General features: G+C 32.3%; 22 protein-coding genes and 1 tRNA gene. 13 read left to right on the top strand and 10 right to left on the bottom strand.

Annotated features, from left to right (window positions below; genetic code table 11):
* Positions 1 to 188: 188 nt before the first annotated feature.
* The 5 genes from trxB to RXO53_RS05075 form a co-directional block, all read right to left on the bottom strand.
* Complete coding sequence (gene trxB / locus RXO53_RS05095; protein WP_410713176.1) at positions 189 to 1,169, bottom strand: thioredoxin-disulfide reductase; 981 nt, start codon at positions 1,167 to 1,169, stop codon at positions 189 to 191.
* Between the two features lie 58 nt (positions 1,170 to 1,227).
* On the bottom strand, positions 1,228 to 1,896 hold the full coding sequence (locus RXO53_RS05090; protein WP_410713175.1) for a GntR family transcriptional regulator: 669 nt from the start codon (positions 1,894 to 1,896) through the stop codon (positions 1,228 to 1,230).
* Positions 1,897 to 1,977: 81 nt separating this feature from the next.
* On the bottom strand, positions 1,978 to 2,382 hold the full coding sequence (locus RXO53_RS05085; protein WP_410713174.1) for a hypothetical protein: 405 nt from the start codon (positions 2,380 to 2,382) through the stop codon (positions 1,978 to 1,980).
* Positions 2,383 to 2,384: 2 nt separating this feature from the next.
* On the bottom strand, positions 2,385 to 3,407 hold the full coding sequence (locus RXO53_RS05080; protein ID WP_410713173.1) for a 50S ribosomal protein L10: 1,023 nt from the start codon (positions 3,405 to 3,407) through the stop codon (positions 2,385 to 2,387).
* Between the two features lie 5 nt (positions 3,408 to 3,412).
* On the bottom strand, positions 3,413 to 4,063 hold the full coding sequence (locus RXO53_RS05075) for a 50S ribosomal protein L1 (RefSeq protein WP_410713172.1): 651 nt from the start codon (positions 4,061 to 4,063) through the stop codon (positions 3,413 to 3,415).
* 350 nt (positions 4,064 to 4,413) lie between these two features.
* On the opposite strand from RXO53_RS05075, the gene RXO53_RS05070 reads away from it, so the two are divergent.
* A tRNA-Arg gene (locus RXO53_RS05070) sits at positions 4,414 to 4,491 on the top strand.
* A 100-nt stretch (positions 4,492 to 4,591) separates the two neighbouring features.
* Here the strand turns inward: RXO53_RS05070 and RXO53_RS05065 are convergent.
* Positions 4,592 to 4,993 (bottom strand): CBS domain-containing protein, encoded by a 402-nt coding sequence (locus RXO53_RS05065; protein ID WP_410713171.1) that lies wholly within the window; start codon positions 4,991 to 4,993, stop codon positions 4,592 to 4,594.
* Between the two features lie 241 nt (positions 4,994 to 5,234).
* Between RXO53_RS05065 and RXO53_RS05060 the strand changes: the two genes are divergently transcribed.
* Together RXO53_RS05060 and alaS are read left to right on the top strand one after the other, a co-directional pair.
* A complete protein-coding gene (locus tag RXO53_RS05060; protein ID WP_410713170.1) occupies positions 5,235 to 5,573 on the top strand; it encodes a 50S ribosomal protein L12 in 339 nt (112 codons plus the stop codon).
* A 63-nt stretch (positions 5,574 to 5,636) separates the two neighbouring features.
* Positions 5,637 to 8,357 (top strand): alanine--tRNA ligase, encoded by a 2,721-nt coding sequence (alaS, locus tag RXO53_RS05055; RefSeq protein ID WP_410713169.1) that lies wholly within the window; start codon positions 5,637 to 5,639, stop codon positions 8,355 to 8,357.
* Here the strand turns inward: alaS and RXO53_RS05050 are convergent.
* The gene (locus RXO53_RS05050; protein WP_410713168.1) at positions 8,352 to 10,307 is read right to left on the bottom strand and encodes an aldehyde ferredoxin oxidoreductase N-terminal domain-containing protein; all 1,956 of its coding nucleotides are present in this window, start codon (positions 10,305 to 10,307) and stop codon (positions 8,352 to 8,354) included. The genes alaS and RXO53_RS05050 overlap by 6 nt on opposite strands.
* Positions 10,308 to 10,405: 98 nt before the next feature.
* Between RXO53_RS05050 and RXO53_RS05045 the strand changes: the two genes are divergently transcribed.
* The 4 genes from RXO53_RS05045 (at position 10,406) to RXO53_RS05030 (ending at position 12,455) form a co-directional block, all read left to right on the top strand.
* Positions 10,406 to 10,795, top strand: coding sequence for a CBS domain-containing protein (locus RXO53_RS05045; RefSeq protein ID WP_410713167.1), 390 nt, complete (start codon positions 10,406 to 10,408; stop codon positions 10,793 to 10,795).
* Positions 10,796 to 10,871: 76 nt separating this feature from the next.
* Positions 10,872 to 11,381: a 50S ribosomal protein L11 gene (locus RXO53_RS05040; protein ID WP_410713166.1), complete on the top strand. Its 510-nt coding sequence runs from the start codon at positions 10,872 to 10,874 to the stop codon at positions 11,379 to 11,381.
* A gap of 5 nt (positions 11,382 to 11,386) precedes the next feature.
* On the top strand, positions 11,387 to 11,953 hold the full coding sequence (locus RXO53_RS05035) for a hypothetical protein (RefSeq protein ID WP_410713165.1): 567 nt from the start codon (positions 11,387 to 11,389) through the stop codon (positions 11,951 to 11,953).
* Positions 11,954 to 12,179: 226 nt separating this feature from the next.
* On the top strand, positions 12,180 to 12,455 hold the full coding sequence (locus RXO53_RS05030) for a hypothetical protein (RefSeq protein ID WP_410713164.1): 276 nt from the start codon (positions 12,180 to 12,182) through the stop codon (positions 12,453 to 12,455).
* Positions 12,456 to 12,950: 495 nt separating this feature from the next.
* Here the strand turns inward: RXO53_RS05030 and RXO53_RS05025 are convergent, their stop codons facing one another.
* Positions 12,951 to 13,211: a hypothetical protein gene (locus RXO53_RS05025; RefSeq protein ID WP_410713163.1), complete on the bottom strand. Its 261-nt coding sequence runs from the start codon at positions 13,209 to 13,211 to the stop codon at positions 12,951 to 12,953.
* Between the two features lie 150 nt (positions 13,212 to 13,361).
* Here RXO53_RS05025 and hsp20 point away from each other — a divergent pair, with 150 nt between their 5' ends.
* The gene (hsp20, locus tag RXO53_RS05020; RefSeq protein WP_410713162.1) at positions 13,362 to 13,883 is read left to right on the top strand and encodes an archaeal heat shock protein Hsp20; all 522 of its coding nucleotides are present in this window, start codon (positions 13,362 to 13,364) and stop codon (positions 13,881 to 13,883) included.
* A 14-nt stretch (positions 13,884 to 13,897) separates the two neighbouring features.
* Complete coding sequence (locus tag RXO53_RS05015) at positions 13,898 to 14,239, top strand: hypothetical protein (protein ID WP_410713161.1); 342 nt, start codon at positions 13,898 to 13,900, stop codon at positions 14,237 to 14,239.
* Positions 14,240 to 14,284: 45 nt separating this feature from the next.
* Here the strand turns inward: RXO53_RS05015 and cysS are convergent, their stop codons facing one another.
* A complete protein-coding gene (gene cysS, locus RXO53_RS05010; RefSeq protein ID WP_410713160.1) occupies positions 14,285 to 15,706 on the bottom strand; it encodes a cysteine--tRNA ligase in 1,422 nt (473 codons plus the stop codon).
* A 110-nt stretch (positions 15,707 to 15,816) separates the two neighbouring features.
* Between cysS and RXO53_RS05005 the strand changes: the two genes are divergently transcribed.
* On the top strand, positions 15,817 to 16,716 hold the full coding sequence (locus RXO53_RS05005; protein ID WP_410713159.1) for a prenyltransferase: 900 nt from the start codon (positions 15,817 to 15,819) through the stop codon (positions 16,714 to 16,716).
* Here RXO53_RS05005 and RXO53_RS05000 read toward each other — a convergent pair.
* Complete coding sequence (locus RXO53_RS05000) at positions 16,713 to 18,080, bottom strand: digeranylgeranylglycerophospholipid reductase (RefSeq protein ID WP_410713158.1); 1,368 nt, start codon at positions 18,078 to 18,080, stop codon at positions 16,713 to 16,715. The genes RXO53_RS05005 and RXO53_RS05000 overlap by 4 nt on opposite strands.
* A gap of 440 nt (positions 18,081 to 18,520) precedes the next feature.
* Between RXO53_RS05000 and RXO53_RS04995 the strand changes: the two genes are divergently transcribed.
* From RXO53_RS04995 to RXO53_RS04985, 3 genes are all read left to right on the top strand, one after another.
* Positions 18,521 to 18,868 carry a DUF4870 domain-containing protein gene (locus tag RXO53_RS04995; RefSeq protein WP_410713157.1) on the top strand — a complete coding sequence of 116 codons (348 nt, stop codon included), beginning with the start codon at positions 18,521 to 18,523 and terminating at the stop codon, positions 18,866 to 18,868.
* A 137-nt stretch (positions 18,869 to 19,005) separates the two neighbouring features.
* Complete coding sequence (locus tag RXO53_RS04990; RefSeq protein WP_410713156.1) at positions 19,006 to 19,242, top strand: 30S ribosomal protein S17e; 237 nt, start codon at positions 19,006 to 19,008, stop codon at positions 19,240 to 19,242.
* A gap of 15 nt (positions 19,243 to 19,257) precedes the next feature.
* Positions 19,258 to 20,001, top strand: a complete 744-nt coding sequence (locus RXO53_RS04985) for a phosphoribosyltransferase family protein (protein WP_410713155.1) — start codon at positions 19,258 to 19,260, stop codon at positions 19,999 to 20,001.
* Positions 20,002 to 20,238: the final 237 nt, after the last annotated feature.

The raw sequence follows: 20,238 nt of genomic DNA, 5'->3' as shown, positions 1-20,238 counted from the left end.
CGTGCCGTTGGGGTCGAAGGAGTCCCATGACCCACCTACCACAAGTGGGTGGTTGAGGGCTAAGTCCCTACACTTGATCATGATTGAAGATAAAATGATTGAAATGAAAGTGTAGGGACAAACGGTGCTTGATTGGTGAAAGACATCTAGTGAGGCTAGAACTTCCAACCTTTAGGTAGGGGGCTCAGCTACCTTGAAGATTTTTCAGTCAAGTAAGTATAAGCGCTGTAGGCGGCTATAGATCCAGATGCTGCTGCTGTTACTATTTGTCTAAACCCCTTCCATTTACTTGTTGCATCTCCCGCAGCAAAAACCCCTTGTATATTAGTTCTCATCCAATCATCTACTTTTATATAACCCGCTTCATCTGTTTCAAGCCCTAAAGATTGATACCAATCTTTAGGAGGTTCAAACCCAATCTCAATAAAAATACCATCTATATCAATTTCCTTTTCTTTTCCGTCTTTATTTAATACTACAGCACTTTTAACAAAATTATCTCCTTTTATTTGAGTTACAAAGCTATTATACAGTATCTCTATGTTTTTCCTATTCAATACTTGGTTCACATAAAAAGGCTTAGCTCTAAATTGATCTCTTCTGTGAACTAAGTAGACTTTTTTAACATAACCGCTCAATAGAAGTGCCCCCTCTAAAGCTGCATCTCCTCCTCCTACCACTATAACACTATCTTTCCCTTTGTATAATGGAGCATCGCATATACTACAGTAGCTTACACCTTTGCCAGTAAAAGTATCTTCACCTGGTATGTTTAGTTTTCTTCTCTTTGACCCAACTGCCAATATTATTGTTTTAGCATAAACGTCTAAACCATTGCTTCCTACTACATGAAATTCGTCTTCAATTTTATCAAATTTCTTTACTGAAATAAATTCGTATACTGGCACCTTAAACAGTTTCTCTGCATGATCTCTAAATCTCGATACAAGTTCTGATGCTTTAATTGACAAGGTTCCTGGATAATCATCTACAACATCTGTTAAATTTAATTGTCCTCCAATATCTTCAGACACTACTACTGACTTTAACAAAAACCTAGAAGCATAAATCGCTGCTGAAAAGCCAGCTGGTCCTCCTCCTACTATTAATGTATCGTAATGCTCTCCTTTTGGGGGTCTTGGTATCTTAGTTCCAAGTCTTAATGACATAATATCTTCACCAAAATATAATATTAGTTAAGTGCTTTTAAGCTATAGTATTAAAAATTTATATTAATAAGCCACCCACCATTTTCTTTGATTTAATAAATTCTATTAAATTGTTTTGATGCTCTAGTGCGGCTTTTTTAGCTTCTTGAGGATCTCCTTTCTCTATTGCTTGATATATTTTCCAGTGCTCTTCTATTTCTTGATCAACCCTGTTTGCTGATGCAAATAAGTCCACCCTAACTATTGCTAGCTTATTTCTTATGTCTTTTAATATATCTCTAAGATATTCATTACCACTAAGATCGGCAACTATATCGTGAAAGGCACTGTTTGCAATTGCCGCCGCTAATGGATCGTTTTTACTTATTTTCCTAAATTCTTCGGCTGCATCTCTTAGCTTCTTTAAAAGTTTTGGATCTCTATTTAATGCCGCTTTTTCGGCGGCTAATCCTTCCAATATAGATCTAACCTCAAAGAGCTTCAATATCTGTTCTTTGGTTAAAAAGTTTACATGATAACCATCTGATAATTTAACTACCAAACCTTCTTTTTCGAGTTTATGTAAGGCTTCTCTTATAGGAGTCCTGCTAACATTATAGAGTTTTGCTAAGGCTGTTTCGCTTAGCTTATCCTTAGGTTCAAACCTTCTATTCAAAATATCCTTTTTTAATAGTTCATATACTATATCAGAATATTTAGATTGCTTATCTGAATCTATTTCTGACATCTTTGCTTCCCCTATTTTGTATACAGATTAAAACTTATATTTATTCTCTTTTAGTATATTAAATATATAAAATATTATTTTTTAGACATTTTTAATCAATCTTTCAACAACGCTTTTTATAATATCTATTAAAATTAATGTCTTTTTATAATTATAATCATAAACATTATATTCTCTACCCTCTTGGACAACATCTCTTCTCAAATCATTGAACAAACCTAATAATTCCTGAAAATAGCCTTCCATGTCCTTAATATTATTTTCATTTATTAAAATATCAATTATTTGATCCATTGTTGTAAAAACGAAAGACTGAACTATTAAATAAAATCTAATATATATAGGCATATCTAAAAAACTTCTATATGTTTTTAAAAAATTATTTAATATTTGATCATATCTTTTCAAAGAAATTATTCCGTCATTATTTAATCCATTTCTCACGCAATCCCATATAAAATTGTAATATTGTTCTTTAATACTCATGTTTACATTCCAAATAATCCGCTTAGGCCTTCTCCAACGTCTACTTCTTTGTTTTCTTCCTCTTTCTTTTCTTCTTTCTTCTTTTCTTCTTTTACTTCTTGAGTTTTCTGCTGAACTGTAGGTCTTGTAACTTCTATTCCTAATTCTTTAGCTTTATCCCCTAATGAAGATGATACTGCCTCTTCTTCTGCATATGCCTTTTGTAATGTAAGCTCCGCTGTCTCTTTGTCCAATGTAAGTCCTGATTCCTGGATTAACCCTATAGCTTCTTTTTCGGCAGTAATTAATATTGAATTCAAGGCTTCAGGTACGTCTAGATATGCGGCTTCTGTTGCTAACCCTATAGCTTCTTTTTCGGCAGTAATTAGATCTGACTTAAGCGATTCTAAATCTACATGCAACACATCTTTTGGTATTATAGTCTTTCCGTCCCATGCTAATATTAAATTAAGCACTATTTCAAATGGTTGTATTCCGAGTTGCTGTAAAAGGCTTGCTAATTCTTGTGATATTATATCACCTTTTTTGGCAACAACAGTATCGCTCTTTATATAGATAGTTCCTTTTCTAACTTCATAAGGTATCTTAAGTTTTCCAAAAACACTTACCATAGGACCAGGCCTAATACCTGTATCTCCCTCTGGCACCACTATTTCCTTTGGTGATGGTTGACCTGCTTTAGCTGGAGCTGGTATTCTCAACTTATCTATTTTTATAGATATTTTAAACGGATTTGTGTCAGTCAAAATTATTAGAACGCCATTTTTTAGATACGGTTCAACCTTCTCTTTTTCTAATCCTACTTTTTCTAAAGCCATCAGTATTAATCTTTTCTTTGAAACCTTAAATATAGACTCGCTTCTCAGTTCTTTTTTAATTAATTGTAATTGTTTTGTAGGCATAGATTCTAGATCTGCAAATATTACATACTTTTTGCTTTTAATTAAATTAACAAGCTCTTCCAACTCTCTTTTCTTGCTTTCAGGTGGTTCTTTTCTTCCTTTTTTCTGAACTAACATAGACATTGATATCACCTTAACGCTATTTCAACAGGGATTCCCATAGTTTTCTTTACATAGACTTTCGCAATTTTAGCTGCTCCTATCTTCGATTCAACTGTGTTAAATACAGCATTAATATTTTCAATTAATTCTTCATTTTTCATATCTTCAGTTCCAACTCTACATTGAACTTGTGGTTCGTTTCTTATCCTTGCCCATACAGCCCTTTTGTAGTTGTTAACTATATCAGTTATATTTGCTTTCGGAGAAATGGCTATAGGAACTTTACCCCTCGGACCGAGTGCAGGACCTAAAATACTGCCAACTAAACCCATTAAATCTGATGAAACTAAAATCCAATCACAGCTACTACCTACAGCTCTTGTTGATTTTTTATTACCTTTCATAGCATTTAATTCTTCTCTAGAAATGGTTCTTAGACCTAATTTCTTTGCCTCAAGCAATAGATCTCCTGAAGCAACAACACATATATTGGGCTCTTTTGTTGGAGAATATGGTAAATAAACAACTTCCCTAAATTTACCTTCGTTGCTTTTCATATTTATGTCTTTCAATGCTATTATAAGCTCGATACTTTGTTTGAACTTTCTCTGCTTCCCAAGCGTTTTAGCCTTATCAACTGCACCTTTTATTATCTCATTATCTAAAGGCAATTCCATGCACCCTGTTATTTTCTTCTCGTTCCTACATCTCTAACATATTTCTGCATTTTTAAGCCCTTTCGTTCAATTGCAAACTAGTTGCTATTGCAATGGAATACATTGCCTTATGATAAAGAAACAACAAACCTCGCCCTTCAGGGCGGGGAGGAGGTCAGATAAAAATCTTGTATAAGCTATCAATATACATAATGGGGTTCGATTTCTTAAACCCAATTAATATTAAAAAAGATTATTAAGAGAAAAACTAAAACTGAGAAAAGAAAAGCATATAACCAAATTTATTCTAGTTTTAAAAAGAGAGGCGAAGGGTCCAAAACGCCTTGAGCCTAGAAATAGGCGGGCCATGAGGACCCGTGGCTCAGCCAGGATAGAGCGTCGGCCCTCTAAGCCGAATGTCGGGGGTTCAAATCCCCCCGGGTCCGCCACACTTAAAACAACTTATATAAGATCTAATTATTTCTCATTAAATATTAAATAAATATTAATCTTATTTTTAAAATTTAATTAAGATCAAAATGAATTAGTTTATTCTAAAGATGTTAACTTATTTAATATACCAGTTAAATCTCTTGTAGAAATTATTCCTTTAATTCTTCCTTCTTCATCGACAACAGGTAAATGCCTAATATTTTTTTCATACATTAAAGAAATTGCCTTGCTTAATCCTTCTGTGTATTTTATTAAAACAGGATTCCTTGTCATTACATCTCCAATATTTTTGTTCAGTACACAATTTTCAGCAACTACTCTTGTCAAATCTCTTTCGGTAAAAATCCCTATAACCTTATCATCAGGCGATACAACAACAACACTACCTATTTTATTGTTGTACATAATTTTTGCAACTTCAATTATTGTTATGTTTGGAGATACGGTAACAGGCTTTTTCATTACATCAGATACCCTCAAACCCAAAACTGCAGACATCTTTTACGCCTCTTTATGTTGTTTCTGCAGAAATATAAATGGGTTTCTAGTGGGTTATACAAATAAATATTTCCTTTGTATTTAAAAAGTAAACTTTTTTAAATTAGTTAATTTAATTTTTCTAAAAGATAACAGGTCTTTTTAACAAGCTATTCCTTTTAAATTTAATTTTCCTCCACTAAGCAACGCTTTTATAGTCTGCGCTTACACACTTAAAACTGCAAGCTAGAGGTTGATAAAAATGCCCCAAGAAGGAAAAGCATATGTGCATGCAGCACTTGCTTTGTATTATGCAGGTGCCAAACTAAGTGAGGATAATCTTAAAAAGGTAGTTGAATCTTTAGGCCTTCAAGCAGACGATGCAAAGGTCAAAATGTTAGTAGCAAGCATTTCTGAACTAAAATTAGATGAGGTCTTAAAGAACGCTGCAGTTGCTGTTTCAGCACCTGTTTCAGCACCTGTTTCAGCACCTGTTTCAGCAGCACCAGCAGAGGCCGCTGAGAAGAAGGAAGAAAAGAAAGAAGAAGAAAACAAAGAAGTAGACGTAAGCGAAGGCCTAAGCGGATTATTCGGAATGTAAACAATATAATTTTAAAAAAGCTTTATTATTTCTCAAACAATTTTCATTTAATGGTGTTAATAAGTGGCAAGGCTGAACCCAGAAGATTACAAGCTTGAATTCTTTAAGGAGAACGGATTCCTAAGAAAAAAATGCAAAATAGGAAAAGAAGATTTTTGGACATTAAACCAAGAATTCGATACATGTCAAGATGCGCCCGATACTGAGTATTGGTTTAATAAAATAAGTTCTATTAATGGTTTAAGCGTTAGAGAAGCAAGAGAAAAATTTATAAATTTTTTTGAGAAAAATGGACATACACCAATAAAACCTAGGCCTGTTGTTGCTAGATGGAGAGAAGATCTATATTTGACTATAGCTAGTATTGTTGATTTTCAACCTCACGTAACAAGCGGATTGGTTCCTCCTCCAGCTAATCCATTAGTTATCAGCCAACCTAGCATTAGGCTTGAAGATATAGATAATGTAGGGTTAACTATTGGAAGGCACTTAACTACTTTTGAAATGGCAGCTCATCATGCATTTAATTATCCGGATAAAAAAATCTATTGGAAAGAAGAGACGGTAAGATATGCATACGAGTTCTTTACAAAAGAATTGAAAATTCCAGGGGATTTATTAGTATTTAAAGAATCTTGGTGGGAAGGAGGGGGTAATGCAGGTCCCTGCTTTGAGGTAACAGTAGGAGGACTAGAATTAGCAACCCTAGTATTTATGATGTATAAAGTAGAGAATGGAAAATACACTGAATTACCATTAAAAATTGTAGATACCGGATATGGAGTCGAAAGGATGGCATGGTTTACTCAAAAAACGCCAACAGCTTTTAAAGCCATATTTGGAGATGCTCTAGATAAATATAGAAAAATCTTGGGTGTAAAAGAGCCCCCTGAAAAGATATTATGGGAAGCTTTTAAAGCTGCTGGGAGGCTTGAGCCAGAAGATCCTAAGAGTGTTAAAGAATTCTATGAAAGAATATCGAGAAATACTGGATATAATTATGATGAAATTAAATCATATATGGAATTAGATGCCCGTTTATATAGTCTATTAGATCACTCAAGAACTATTTCTCTTATGCTTGGAGATGGTATTGTACCTAGCAATACTGGAGAAGGTTATTTAGCTAGGCTTGTGATAAGAAGGGCGTTAAAACAACTTAGGTTCATAAGAGATGATGTAAGCCTTTCAGATTTAGTAGAAATCCAAATTAAATTATGGGGAAAAGATTTTAACCAATTAATAGATAATCAAAATTATATAATAGATGTCATAATAGATGAAGAAAAAAAGTTTAAGGAGACATTAAATAGAGGAATAAAATTGACATTAAAGACACTTAAATCTGGAAATATTAACCTGGAAGATCTCGTAAAGTTTTATGACAGTTATGGAATTCCACCAGAAATAATTGCAGATGAAGCGAAAAAGAAGGGGGTGAATATTGAGATACCAATTAATTTCTACTCAATTATTGCATCTAGACATAAAGCACCTACATCCGTTAGGAAGATAGAAGAAAAAAGTAAGCTTCCAGAAGACATAATTTCTTGGGCAAAGGGATTTAAATCAACGAACCTTTTATTCCATCAAAATCCATACGCAAAAAGCCTTACCGCAAAACTGTTAGGAAAGAAAGGTAAGTACTTTATATTAGATTCGACATTATTTTACCCAACAGGCGGTGGACAAATTAATGACCTAGGGAAAGTTGATATATGCGGTAAAGAATATAGAATAGTCGATGTAGAAAAAGTTGATGATGTAGTTGTTCATGTTGCAGACAGAGAAATAGAGGAGCAATGCGAAGATGTATATGAAGAGATAGATTGGATTAGAAGGTATAGACTTATGAGACACCATACGGGAACCCATTTACTCATGGGAGCTTTGAGAAGAGTTCTAGGAGATCATGTTTGGCAAGCTGGAGCGGAGAAAACGCCTGAAAAGGGAAGGCTAGACATAACACATTATAAATTGCCCAGTAAGGAAGAATTAAGAGAAATAGAGAGATTGGCTAATAAAGTAATAGATGAAAGAAGACCTATAAATTATTTATATATGAATAGGACGGAGGCCGAAAACAAATATGGATTTAGGCTATATCAAGGTGGAGTACCTATGACTCCTACAATAAGAATAATAGATATTGAAAACTGGGATACACAAGCCTGCTTTGGAACACATTTAAATAATACAGGAGAAATAGGCGGATTAAAAATAACGAAGGTAGAGAAAATTCAAGATGGTATAGTTCGATTTGAATATGTAGCTGGAACCAGAGTTGCTGAAGAAATGGAAAAACAGGAGAATAGAATTGAAGAAATTGAAAAAGTTTTAGAATCAAAACAAGGCGAAGAAGTCATAAGAGCTAAGGCATTAAAGGATGAAAACAATGAGTTAAACAACAGAATAAAGGCTTATAGGAAGCTTTGGGAAGAGCAAATTGGATATACAATAAACTCTGCACCTATTATAAATAATATCAGAGTAGCTTTCATAGAGTTCCCTGAAAATGATATCAGTTATGCAAGGGAGTTTTTAAAGAAGATTACATATAAAAATGAAGATCTTTTACTAGGCTTGTTAATTAAAAATAACGATAAAACATTTGTAGAAATGGCGGCAGGTGGAAAGGTAAGAATTGATCTTGGAGAAATATCTAAGAAAATTTCAAATAAATTAAGTGGGTCTGGAGGAGGCAAAGGGTCTTATGCAAGTTTAGTAATCAATAAAAGCGTAAAAAGCGAAGATCTACTAAACATAGTAAAAGAAATATTATAAGCTAACCTTGCTTAAATCTTGATTTAACTTATTATAGAATCTTTCCCACCAATTTTTAAGTTTTTCTTTATGATACATAGAATCTTCCCAACCTGTTGCTCCAGTCTCAGCGGCCATAGATGCTACTATATCCATTACCTTCTTGGATTCCCAAAACTCTGGTTCTGCTCCAGATTTTAATTGATAATCAGCTATTGTTTTATACATCTTTAATCCATGGGAATAAAGATCAACATTTAAACCTATTAACTGTTTATACATTTCTGCCATCATTTCTTCAGCCCAACCTCTATGGAATCTACAAAATCCAGCATTAGCAACTATATATTCAAGTACAGCTCTCTTCAAGCTTATCGTTTCATAATCTTCCGGTTCTTTAAAAGAGGGGGAATAGTCTGTCCAATACTTCCCCAAAACATACAATGGGGCTAAAACACCCGGACTCCAATAGTAATTAGGAGTCATGTATCCTTCCTTACCAAAGGCTGCATACACCAATAAATCCTCATATTTTAGACCAATTTTACTAATCCTATCATGATAAATATTATCGAGTTCCTTAGCAGCAGATCTTAATCCTCTTTCAGAAATAGTTTTTAATACTTTGTTATTTTCATCAAATCCTATCAACTCTATAAGTTTCTTTGCTAGAATAGAGTTCTTAATGCTTGCCTCCTTATCTATTCTCTCAGGGTCAAAAACAGGATAATCGTTTAATCCTACATCTTCTGGATTTAATAAACCTTTATCTATTAAATCGAATATCCATGATATTAAGTGGCCAGCCTCTATGGCATCCAATCCTAAATCATCTAATAAATTTACTAAATTAGCCGATTCATCCATGGTTATTATACCACTTATGGGACCTACACCATGAGCTGGTTCGTAATCAATCTTAGTTCCTTTATATATCTTTTTACAAGATACCGAGCATGGTTCTCCGCAGTTTTTTGATGCATCAGTAAGCTTTCCCCCATCAAATACGTTATCTTCAAAAGGCTTCCAATAATTTTCTATAACTTTTTCATGTAAAATTAGCCTAACGCCTCTGCTATAATAAACATTATTATAACCTAAGCATGGAACTAGTTCCTTATAATGTATATAGTTAACACCGAATGTACCGCCAGTTTTCGTTTGTGGATCAAAACGATATTTCACTGTTTTTTCAAGCAAAGTCGGCATGTATTGTTTTTTATAAATATTTTGAGATATCTGATTCATTAACTTTATATTTCCCAAATTAGGATTATCCCTCTTCAATGTTCCTCCTACAACTATTCCAACAACATTATGGGCTTTAGCTAGTACAGTTCCTCCTCCCCCTCTTGAGGCTGAATCTGAAACTGGTGTGATAACTGCAGTATGTTCATCTAATACATAGCTGAAAATGCCGGCAAATTTTGTTTTAAAGGCGGCTGGTCCAACTACTATAACTCTTGATTTGTTTTTTATTATATTATCCTTGTTTTTTGATATTATATATTGTGTAAGCCCTCTTGTACCTTTATACCCTTCGTAACCATTATATACGTTCCATAGCTCATCTTCCCTTATATGATCTATTTTCACATCAAGACCTTTATCACTAGAATAAATCGTTATAATACTTGGTTCACTAGATTTTCCATTAATGACAACCCCATCTAATCCAGTCCTAAAGAAAGCAAAACCTGCTCCTCCTAGTTCACTTACATGAATTCCTGTAGATACGGGGCTCTTAAAGATAAAAACAATTCTATGGCTACCAATAACTATACCGCCTGCAAACGGACCTATGCCAAATACTATAGGATTATTTGGATCCAAGGGATCTAATAGATAGCTTTTGGATCCCATATGAATCTTCAGTCCATAATCAATTATTCCTAAAATATTCTGGTCATCTTCCTCATTATAATTATAAGATCCTTTGGACACATCTATGTACAGCGATCTGAATTTCATTTCCGTCACTTCGCTATTTTTATATCAATAACTAAGCAAAAAACCAGAGTTAAATATATAAATGCTATATTAAATAGGTGAAATATGGGGAGTGGAGGTTGGTATCCTTGAAGGATATAATATCTAAAGAAAAAGCTATTACAGTAAGTTATAATACTTCATTAAGCGATGCTGCAAAAATTATGGAAGAAAAAGGTGTGGATAGTGTTTTAGTTGTAAAGGATAACAAAATAGTAGGCATATTTACAGAAAAAGACCTTGTAAGAGCTATTGTAGACAATGCGTCGTTAAACACTCCTATAAGCAATTACATGAGCACCAAATTAATAACAGCAAAGGTTGATGAACCTATAGTAGCAGTTGCTTATAAGATGGTTGAAAGCAATATAAGGCACATACCTATAATTAATGATCAAGGAAATATATTAGGGGTAGCCAATATAAAAGATGTGCTTAGCCTAGTTTTGGCATCAGGCGCGTGGCCTTAGATAAAACAGTTTTTTTAATTTAATCCTTAAAAGCCGACACTACAGCTATAGAGAAGGAGCTAGAAGGTTGATTAAAATGCCTCAAGAAAAAGTCATAACAATACAAATAGAGGGTGGGGCTGCTAAGCCAGGTCCACCTCTAGGACCTACTTTATCTTCATTAGGCTTAAATGTTAAAGAAGTAATCAACGAAATAAATGAAAAAACAAAAGACTTTAGCGGCATGACTATACCTGTTAAGATAACAGTAAACACTTCCACAAAAGAATATAAAATAGAAGTTGGTATACCTACTATTACAACAATTCTATTAAAGGAAGCCGGCGCTTCTGAACCCAGTGGAGATCCAGAGCATAAAAAAGTGGGAGATTTAAAACTGGAAAAAGTAGTTGAGATAGCAGTTAGATCAAGACCAAAGCTACTATCTAAGAACTTAGAAGCTGCTGTTAAGTCAATTTTAGGTTCTGCTAAAAGTATAGGTTTAACTGTTGATGGAAAGAATCCTAAAGATATGATTAAAGAAATTGAAGAAGGAAAACATAAGGAATTAATAGAAAAGTATGAAAAAGAATACTTAAATAGATGAAGTTTATGGAAAATCAAAATGCCGATATAATAAAAAAATATTTTAAAAATTCCTTAAACTTTATAATATTTGACTTAATTTTAGATTTTAGCTTATACTTTCTTTCAATATCTTTAGTTTCATCGAATTTAATAAAAACAATTTTATATATAATATTAATTTCATCATCAATTTTTTTAATTTCTATTTTATATTATGACTACATCAGTTTTAAGAAAAAATTTAATATAATTAGAAAATCTTGCAAAGGAGAAATTTTTTACAATAAAAAGAAAAATGTTTTAATTTGTGGAAACAATAATTTAAGAATTTGTGCCTCTTTAGATTACAATAGAGTTTATTTAAATATAATAGAAAATTATATAAAAAAAGCAGAAGATACAAACGATTTCTATTGTACAAGATTTGAAGATGGTAGGATAGAAAAAAAGGAAGGTCTTAAAGTATTTCAAGGAAAATTTAGATTAATAGATAATAATGAAATAATTCTTTGTTCAGGAAAGAGCATTATAATAAATAAGATTGATAAAATAGAGATAGAAAACGCTTTGAATATGTTATTATCCATTTAGTGTATACCCGCGGCGTAACTCTTATTAAATATATTAAATGAAAATAATTTATTAAAAGTAATGAATACATTACATAATATGTATACCCTATTTTAATAAAAACTTAAATAGTGTATACAATCATTAGAAAATTTAAACCTTTTATTATTTACTCCGAGCTAAACATATTTAATAATCTGGTTAAATTATATATAATACGGCAAAATATAATTAATAGGTGTTTGATTTGACATATGAAGAAAACGTCATAATAATTGATGTTAAACCTATTAATGATATAACAATAAGTTCCAAAATATCATCTTATGAACTAAACCTAATAAACAAATTAACAGAAAAATGCGGTATATCAAGAAGCTCTTTTATTAGATTTTCTATACAATACACTCTTTATAAAATGTTTGTAGAAAACCAAGAAATAGATGGGGAATGGAAAAAAATAATTGATCAATATAAATTGGAGTCTGAAAAAATATTTGAAAAATGTAAAGAAAAGAGTTAATCTTATTATTTGAGAGAATTGTCAAGGTTTTTAACCCCTACCTGATGACGGGCACTGCTCACGAGGGTGGGGGTATTAAAATATTCAAGGTAAATGCTAGGTATTTGGAGAGTGGTAAAGCGATGTTGGAAAGGGATTCCATTGCTCCTCTTAACTTGGCAAAAAAGGTAGATGGGAGGGTAGTGGTGTTTCCCTCGACTAGCCCTAATGAGTTAAGGGTGACTGTGTATGATACCTTAAGAGGGGTGCCCGTGGCGGAATTAAAAGTAAGGGAAAGTTACGCCACGGGTAAACACTCCCTGACCTTAAGAACGAGATTTCCCAACTATGGGTGGTGATCCAAAAGAGTTCTGATTTGCAATTTTTAAAATAATATAATGTACCCCGCATTACCGTTTGCCCATCATCTTCATCCTCCAACATGGAGTCTCTGGCAACGTGAGACAGCGGGGCCGCTTAATAATATTAACTTTAAAAAGTAATTAGTTTTTAATATTAAGCTTTTTTCTCTTCATCTCCCCAGTTTATATATTTTGACCAATTCCTTAAATATAAATTCATTACCATTGCTAATCTGTTAGCAGCGTCTGGCTCAATACATGCAGTCTCTATTTCCCTACCATCAAATGTTACCGCACGAATCTTTTTATACTCCTTTGGTTTATCGCATTGAATTATTGTAAAGCTCTTTATAAGACCGTCCATTGCAAGCCCTTCTATTTCTATCACATTTAGTGAATTTTCTTGTTTGCTCATTTTTTCTCCCATGAATAACTTATTTAGCCAGGATTATAAATGAATGTATTTAAACTCATCAATAATTTTATAAATATTAAATCTAAAATTTTTAAATCTTAAAAAATTAATTTAAAAGCTTTTGTTACTCTTAATTATATAGGTGAGAAAATGAGTAATAACCCAAAGAAAAAGAAATCTATATTTGATGTTTTTGATGATATAATGAGAGAAATGGAGGAAGAAATGAGAGAATTTGAAGAAAGTTTTGATAATCTAGCAAAGCAAGGTGCTAAAGGAGAAAACCCATATTATTATGGGGTAAGAATTTTTGTCGGGCCGGATGGCATACCTAAAGTTGAAGAATTTGGTAATATAAAGAAAGGTAAGTTTGGTAAACCTATTGTTAGCGATGAAATAGAACCAATGGTTGATATAATAGACCATAATGATGAGATATGGATTGTTGCAGATCTGCCTGGTGTTGCAAAAGAAAACATAAAAGTAAATGCAACTGAAGACAAAATATATATAAAAGCTACCGGAGATATGAGAAAGTACTCTAAAGAAGTAGAAATGCCTTCCAAAATTGATCCTGATAGTGTAAAAGCAACATATAAAAATGGTGTACTGGAAATAAAAGTAAAAAAGAAGAAAGAAGAACCTAAAGGAAAAGAAATAAAAATTGAATAAATGGGGAAAAACTTTTGTATAAAGAAATAGCAGAAAACATAATAAATTCTTTAAATTCTGAACTTAATGGATTCGTTATAGATAAAAGGCTCATAAACGTAACTGATTTAAATAAACTGTTAAATATGTCAGGATTGGAAAAGATCATAAAAAGGGTTGAAATTGACAATATAATAACCCTTTTTATTGACGAATCTTCAATAGAAAACAAATGCCTTTATGATGGATGTTCAACTATTCAAGATGTGACTGAAAAAAAGAAATGCATTAAAGAATGTCTGTATAATAATATAAAAGTAATTAAAGAAGAAACTGCAAAAAATTTAAGAGAAACTGCAAAAAATTTAGAAATTTAATAAATTTATTAATCAAGCTCTATCCTAAAGAGAAGGCTTTCATAACTAAAGTAAGTAATCCGATTTGTTTCCTTTATCAATAACTTTTATTCCCATCGATGAAAGCTTAAGTCTTATTTGATCCGCTAAATCATACATTTTATTTTCTCTAAGCTGCTTCCTTACCTCTAATATAAGGTCTATGAGTTCTGGAGTCAAGTTTTTTTCAACATAAAACTCCTTTGATAATACATCATCTAAAACTCCATAAACTTTGTTCATTTCTTGCAAGACCTTATAAGTAAAGGATATCAATGCATAAGACTCTGAATTTTGAATTTTTTTATAATAAATGTCTGTTAAATCCCAAACATATCTAATTGCTTCGCTCATGTTAAAATCGTTATCCATTGATTCATACCATTTTAAAAGCAATTCCCTTAAATTACTAAAGCTTTCAATATCTTCATTTCTCATATAGATTGTATAGTCTTCTTTTTTCAGCCTCTTTACAACATCTTGCGAAATCGTATTTAATCTCTCAAAAAGCCTCTTTGCTTGATTTAGGCTTTGCTCAGAATATTCTATTATTGCCCTATAATGGGAGCTCAAAAGCCAAAGTCTTAATATATTGTTTCCCCATGTTGATATAGCATCGTTGAGCGATATTATGTTACCAATGCTTTTGCTCATCTTTTCTCCCTTTATTGTTAACATACTTGTGTGAAGCCAATATTTGACCCATGGAGACGTGCCAAAATAAGATTCGCTTTGCGCTATTTCATTTTCATGATGAGGGAAAATTAAATCAGACCCGCCTCCGTGTATATCTATTTTATTCCCTAAATACCTAGAACTCATAACACTGCATTCTATATGCCATCCTGGCCTTCCTTTACCCCAAGGGCTATCCCAATAAGGTTCCCCTTCTTTATATGATTTCCATAAAGCAAAGTCATAAGGATTTTTCTTTTCAGAAACTATTCCTTCACCTTGATTCCAATAAGCTTTATTAAAATTATTGCTCAGCCTTCCATAGTTTGGATATTTATCTACGCTGAAGTAAACACTACCACTTTGAGCTACATATGCATACCCTTTATCTATTAATCCTTGTATAAAATCTATTATTTCAGATATATGATGAGTAACCCTGGGATGCAAATCTATTTTTATATTAAGTCTATTTAGGTTATCTAAATAATCTTTTGAATAAATATTTGCAATATCTTTCCAGTCAGAGTTTGTCTCCTTAGCTCTATTAATTATCTTATCATCTATATCTGTAATGTTTTGCACGTAAGTTACATTATATCCCTTTAACGATAAGTATCTTCTTATTGCATCAAAAACTACAAAGGTTCTTGCATGGCCTATATGAGTATAATCATAAACTGTTGGGCCGCATACGTACATATTTACTAAGAACTCATTCCATGGATTGAATATCTCAATTCTTTTCCCATATGTGTTCTGTAAACGCAACACAATTGGTTACCACCAATTTCTTTATATTTTTGAAGAAAATAAAGGTTTGCAAAATTAAATTTATAAGGATTTCATACAATAAAAGAATTGATCACTGGTAAGTGGTTAAAATGGTGAGAATTAAGGATATATTTGCAGGTTCCAGGCCTTGGTCCCTCCCAATGTTTATTGCTACATATTTAATAGGTATCTTTTTTGGAATGATTTATTTTAAAAGTCTTAATATTAACATTATCTTTCTTATAGTATTAGGTGCTATAGGAGAACTATTCCTTCATATGATGACAAACATTATAAATGATTATTATGATTACATAAAAAAGATTGACATGTTAAATAATATGCAAGAAAAGAGGTTTCATCTAGTCTTACACACTAAATTAAAACCGGAAGAAGTAAAGAATATAGCATTAATTCTTGGTGGAATAGCAATTTTTATAGGAGTAATTATAGCAATTCTTGGAAGACCTTTAGCCTTTCTCTTAGGTTTTATAGGATTTTTAATAGGCATAGAGTACAGCGCTCCTCCATTATATTTAAAATATAAAGCGTTAGGAGATTTTTCAGTTATAATATCCATGTTGATCTTGTGTTTAGCAGGGTTTTATTTATGTACAGGTAAAATCTCTATTATTGGGATCTTAATAGGCCTCCCTATATCAATTCTAATAGATGATGTACTAATGGCAAATAATATAAGGGATATAAAAAGGGATAGCCTATCTAAAATAAAGACACTGCCCATATTATTAAAATATGAAAAATCAAAATATCTTTACATATATTTAATAATTTTCGCTTACGTTGTTTTAGGGTTTCTGCTCATATTCAAAATATTACCTATTTATTCTGTTTTAGAATTGTTAACTTTACCTCAGTCAATTAAAATAATTTTAACAGCGCTTAAAGATAAGTTTGATTTTCTTGATGTAATGAGCGCCAAACTGGTGCTGAACTTCGGAATTTTACTAATAATTTCATTAATAATTTCATATATAATAAAAATTTAAATCCCTATTTTTGTTTTATAATCTTTATATAAAGACGTTACGTATAATATCCAATCGTTTAATTCTAGAGGACTTTGCGGATAAATATCGTAAGCTTTTTGAGCTTTTTTCATGTAATCTGCCACCACAACAAGCTTTGATAAAAGTGATGGTCTACCGAGCATTTTTAATGCTAACGTAGCCTTTTCTAAAACCCCCATATTAGCACTCAATTCACCAGTTACACTCGTTTCATAAGCATCTTCGGCCTTCATTATTCCATGTTTTAATCCATACTCTATATCATCATTTGATAACCTCTGTAAAAATATTCTAAATATATCAAGTGCTGCCTGCCTTTTTCCTATAGATTTCATATATTTGAGGTTTGCTCCCCAGAGGCTTTTAGCTGAAAAGTCTTTGTTTTGAAATGCTTCAATAATAGTTTGAGAAGTGTAATATGAAGAAACGAAGGCGTATCCCATACCTCCTCCATGAACTGGATTTACAGTATAGCCGTTATCCCCTATTCCAATAAAATTGTTCCATACCAAGGTGTTTGCAGGCCTTCTTGTAGGAACTTTTGATCCAGAAGCATTAATAATGTCTGTATAGTTTTTAACCAAATCAATTTGTTCAAGCCTGTTTTTAAATATAGTATTAGGAGCAGGATAATTCATACCTCCTTGAACTCCTAGACCAATATTTGCTTTATCCTTGCCTTCAGGGAAGTACCACCAATAACCCCCTGGAGAAATCTCCTGGTCCAAATAAATTTTCAAATAGCTGGGCTCTTCTATCTCATAATTTAGTATCCTTATTTCTCTATATGCTATGTTTGTGTCTAATGGGTTTAATGGCTCGTTTGGAGGCCATTCTTTTGGTAGAAGCCTTCTTAAAAGCCCTCCATTACCTGTCGCATCCACAATTATATTTCCCTCAAAAACTGCGCTTTCCCCATTAGGCATTATTGCATTGACTCCAACTAACTTGTTTTCTTGTATTTTTGGGTTGGTAACTCTTGTCTTCAAAAATATCGAAATACCAGATTTTTCTGCTTCTTTTACAAGTTTTCTCCCATACTGGTTTCTATTTATTACAAAACCTTCTCCATTAACTCTTAGAACAATATCTTTTTTAGGGCTTATTACATCTATACCATCAACCTTTTGACTTAACTCCTTCCCCTCAGGATAAGGAAGCCCTGTTTCATCAAAATGATGTTTTCCTATAGCATCTCCGCATGGTTTTCCCCAAAGGCCATCTTCATCAACCATATCAATTCCTGCAATATTCAAGCCACTTTTTCTTAAAAAATAAGCTAATGTAGACCCTGCTGGACCTAAGCCTACTATCACTACATCGAACTTATAGCTCTTTGTCAAACTAATTCCCCGACTTTAATTTATTGTGTAAAGTTTAAAAAGAAAAATCTAAGTATTTATACTAAATTATAAAAATATTTAAAATTACATATTTAAATTTATTAATACTCTTTAAGTTTTACCCTCAGTTCAGCCTTATCATCAATATCAGTGGTAATACCATTCTTCACTGGGCATTTAATATATTGAAAAATAGTTGTAAAAAGTTTTACTAATATTAATTGTTAACCCCCCGGTTAACAATGATTTTGCTCAATTATTTTAAAATATTAAATACTTAATATTAGCCTTCCCTATATAAAAGCTAGTTTTTTAAAGTATAACTTGGAAAATTATTAATTTATAAAATTTAATTATAATATAATATTATAAAAATTTTATTTTATGTGTTTTCTAGTGTATTTATATACCCGCTTATATAATTAATAATTGGTGAAAAAATGAGTTCATCTACAGAAAGTTATGTTATTAGTGATGATGAAAAATTGTGGGCTTTCATAGCTTGGCTTATTCCCTTAATAGGCGGAATTCTTGCACTAATTCTTAAACCCAATTACAAATTTGCTAAATATTGGTCTTATTTATCTATCTCGTTTTTTGTAATAATTATTGTGGCTGACGTTATCTCTTTTGGATTACATTTTATACCCATCCTAGGAACAATTATATCAATTCTCATTGATCTTGGATTATTAATTGTATGGATTCTCGGAATATTAAAATCTTTGCAAAAGGTTTATTGGAAACCTACAGTAATTTATGACATAGCAAAGCTATTAGGTATATAACATACCTAATATTTCAAATCTAACAAACTCAATAAATTTTAAACTGACCTCCTCCCCGCCCTAGAAGGGGCGAGGTTTGTTGTTCTCAAAATCAGCTTTAAATTCTCCAGAACTAACGAATAAATTAGGTGAAATGCTTGGGCAAGGTAAGAACTCTAATGATAAAACGTCTTGCAAGAGAACTGTTAAGAGATCATCCGGATCTGTTTACAGAAGACTTTAATATGAATAAACAAGTTGTAGGAAAGATTACTTCTTATAAATCGAAAAGGTTAAGGAACCAGGTAGCAGGTTATATAACAAGTTTAGTAAAGCTAAGTAAGAAGAAACAAAAGATTATGGAAGAAAACACAAGTACCGCTCAACAACAATGAGCTGGGAGAAATACTTTGAACATAAAAATTAAACTTCTAGCCGCTTTAAAATATAGGGCCAATGGTAGTGAAGCTATTGAGATAAATGCGAATTCTTGGAAAGATGCCTTAAAAAAATTAGTAAACGAGTACCCAGACTTATCAATAGCTATCGATCATGACGGGAATCCTAAACCAGGCTTTGTTGTATTTGTAGACGGGGTTGATTATAGGATAAAGGAAGATGAAGAAGAGGCTAATGAAATTTATATTTTGCCAGTTAACCATGGAGGAATAGAAGTCCTACTATTATCATGGGAAGATATAGAAAAAGGTATTGATATAATAGGAGAAAAAATACTAAAATCGGGATATAGACCTGATGTAATAATATCTGTTCTAAGGGGCGGAGTAATTCCAGGAAGGTTGCTAGCAGATAGATTAGGTATTGATGACATTGGTTCTATGGAAATAAAGCTATACATAGCGGCCGGCCAAAAAGGAGAAAGACCATATATGAGACAACCTGTTACATTGCCTATAAAAGATAAAAAAGTCTTGTTGGTAGACGATGTAAGCGATTCGGGCTTAACGTTAGAGTTTGCGATACAAGCTATTTCGCTCTACATGCCTATGGAAATAAAGACTGCAACGTTATATATGAAGCCCTGGACTAGACTTGTGCCAGATTTTTATGCTGAAGAAGTAGATAAATGGGTAGTTTTTCCATGGGAAAAGAAAGAATTTGAAAAAGAATACAAATCTATGACAAAAGTATGACAGGCATCACCTCTTTTAGGAATAAGTAAATTTTTAAATTTAAAAATTTATTAAAAATAAATGATAGTTATTGATGAGGTACGTATAACTGAAAATAAATATGAAGTATGCCTCTAACCGTTTGTTCCTACACTTTCATTTCAATCATTTTATCTTCAATCATGATCAAGTGTAGGGACTTAGCCCTCAACCACCCACTTGTGGTAGGTGGGTCATGGGACTCCTTCGACCCCAACG

It is taken from the genome of Caldisphaera sp., from assembly GCF_046536515.1.
GTDB lineage: Archaea > Thermoproteota > Thermoprotei_A > Sulfolobales > Acidilobaceae > Caldisphaera.
The sequence above is the reverse complement of the archived record's forward strand: the minus strand, read 5'-3'. Positions and strand labels throughout refer to the sequence as shown.

Coding starts and splice junctions, on each gene's coding strand:
- RXO53_RS05040 (WP_410713166.1), top strand. CDS start 10,872: ATGCCTCAAGAAAAAGTCATAACAATACAAATAGAGGGTGGGGCTGCT.
- RXO53_RS05050 (WP_410713168.1), bottom strand. CDS start 10,307: ATGAAATTCAGATCGCTGTACATAGATGTGTCCAAAGGATCTTATAAT.
- RXO53_RS05080 (WP_410713173.1), bottom strand. CDS start 3,407: ATGTCTATGTTAGTTCAGAAAAAAGGAAGAAAAGAACCACCTGAAAGC.
- RXO53_RS05085 (WP_410713174.1), bottom strand. CDS start 2,382: ATGAGTATTAAAGAACAATATTACAATTTTATATGGGATTGCGTGAGA.
- RXO53_RS05065 (WP_410713171.1), bottom strand. CDS start 4,993: ATGTCTGCAGTTTTGGGTTTGAGGGTATCTGATGTAATGAAAAAGCCT.
- RXO53_RS05035 (WP_410713165.1), top strand. CDS start 11,387: ATGGAAAATCAAAATGCCGATATAATAAAAAAATATTTTAAAAATTCC.
- RXO53_RS05025 (WP_410713163.1), bottom strand. CDS start 13,211: ATGAGCAAACAAGAAAATTCACTAAATGTGATAGAAATAGAAGGGCTT.
- RXO53_RS05060 (WP_410713170.1), top strand. CDS start 5,235: ATGCCCCAAGAAGGAAAAGCATATGTGCATGCAGCACTTGCTTTGTAT.
- RXO53_RS04995 (WP_410713157.1), top strand. CDS start 18,521: ATGAGTTCATCTACAGAAAGTTATGTTATTAGTGATGATGAAAAATTG.
- hsp20 (WP_410713162.1), top strand. CDS start 13,362: ATGAGTAATAACCCAAAGAAAAAGAAATCTATATTTGATGTTTTTGAT.
- RXO53_RS05075 (WP_410713172.1), bottom strand. CDS start 4,063: ATGGAATTGCCTTTAGATAATGAGATAATAAAAGGTGCAGTTGATAAG.
- RXO53_RS05005 (WP_410713159.1), top strand. CDS start 15,817: ATGGTGAGAATTAAGGATATATTTGCAGGTTCCAGGCCTTGGTCCCTC.
- trxB (WP_410713176.1), bottom strand. CDS start 1,169: ATGTCATTAAGACTTGGAACTAAGATACCAAGACCCCCAAAAGGAGAG.
- RXO53_RS05090 (WP_410713175.1), bottom strand. CDS start 1,896: ATGTCAGAAATAGATTCAGATAAGCAATCTAAATATTCTGATATAGTA.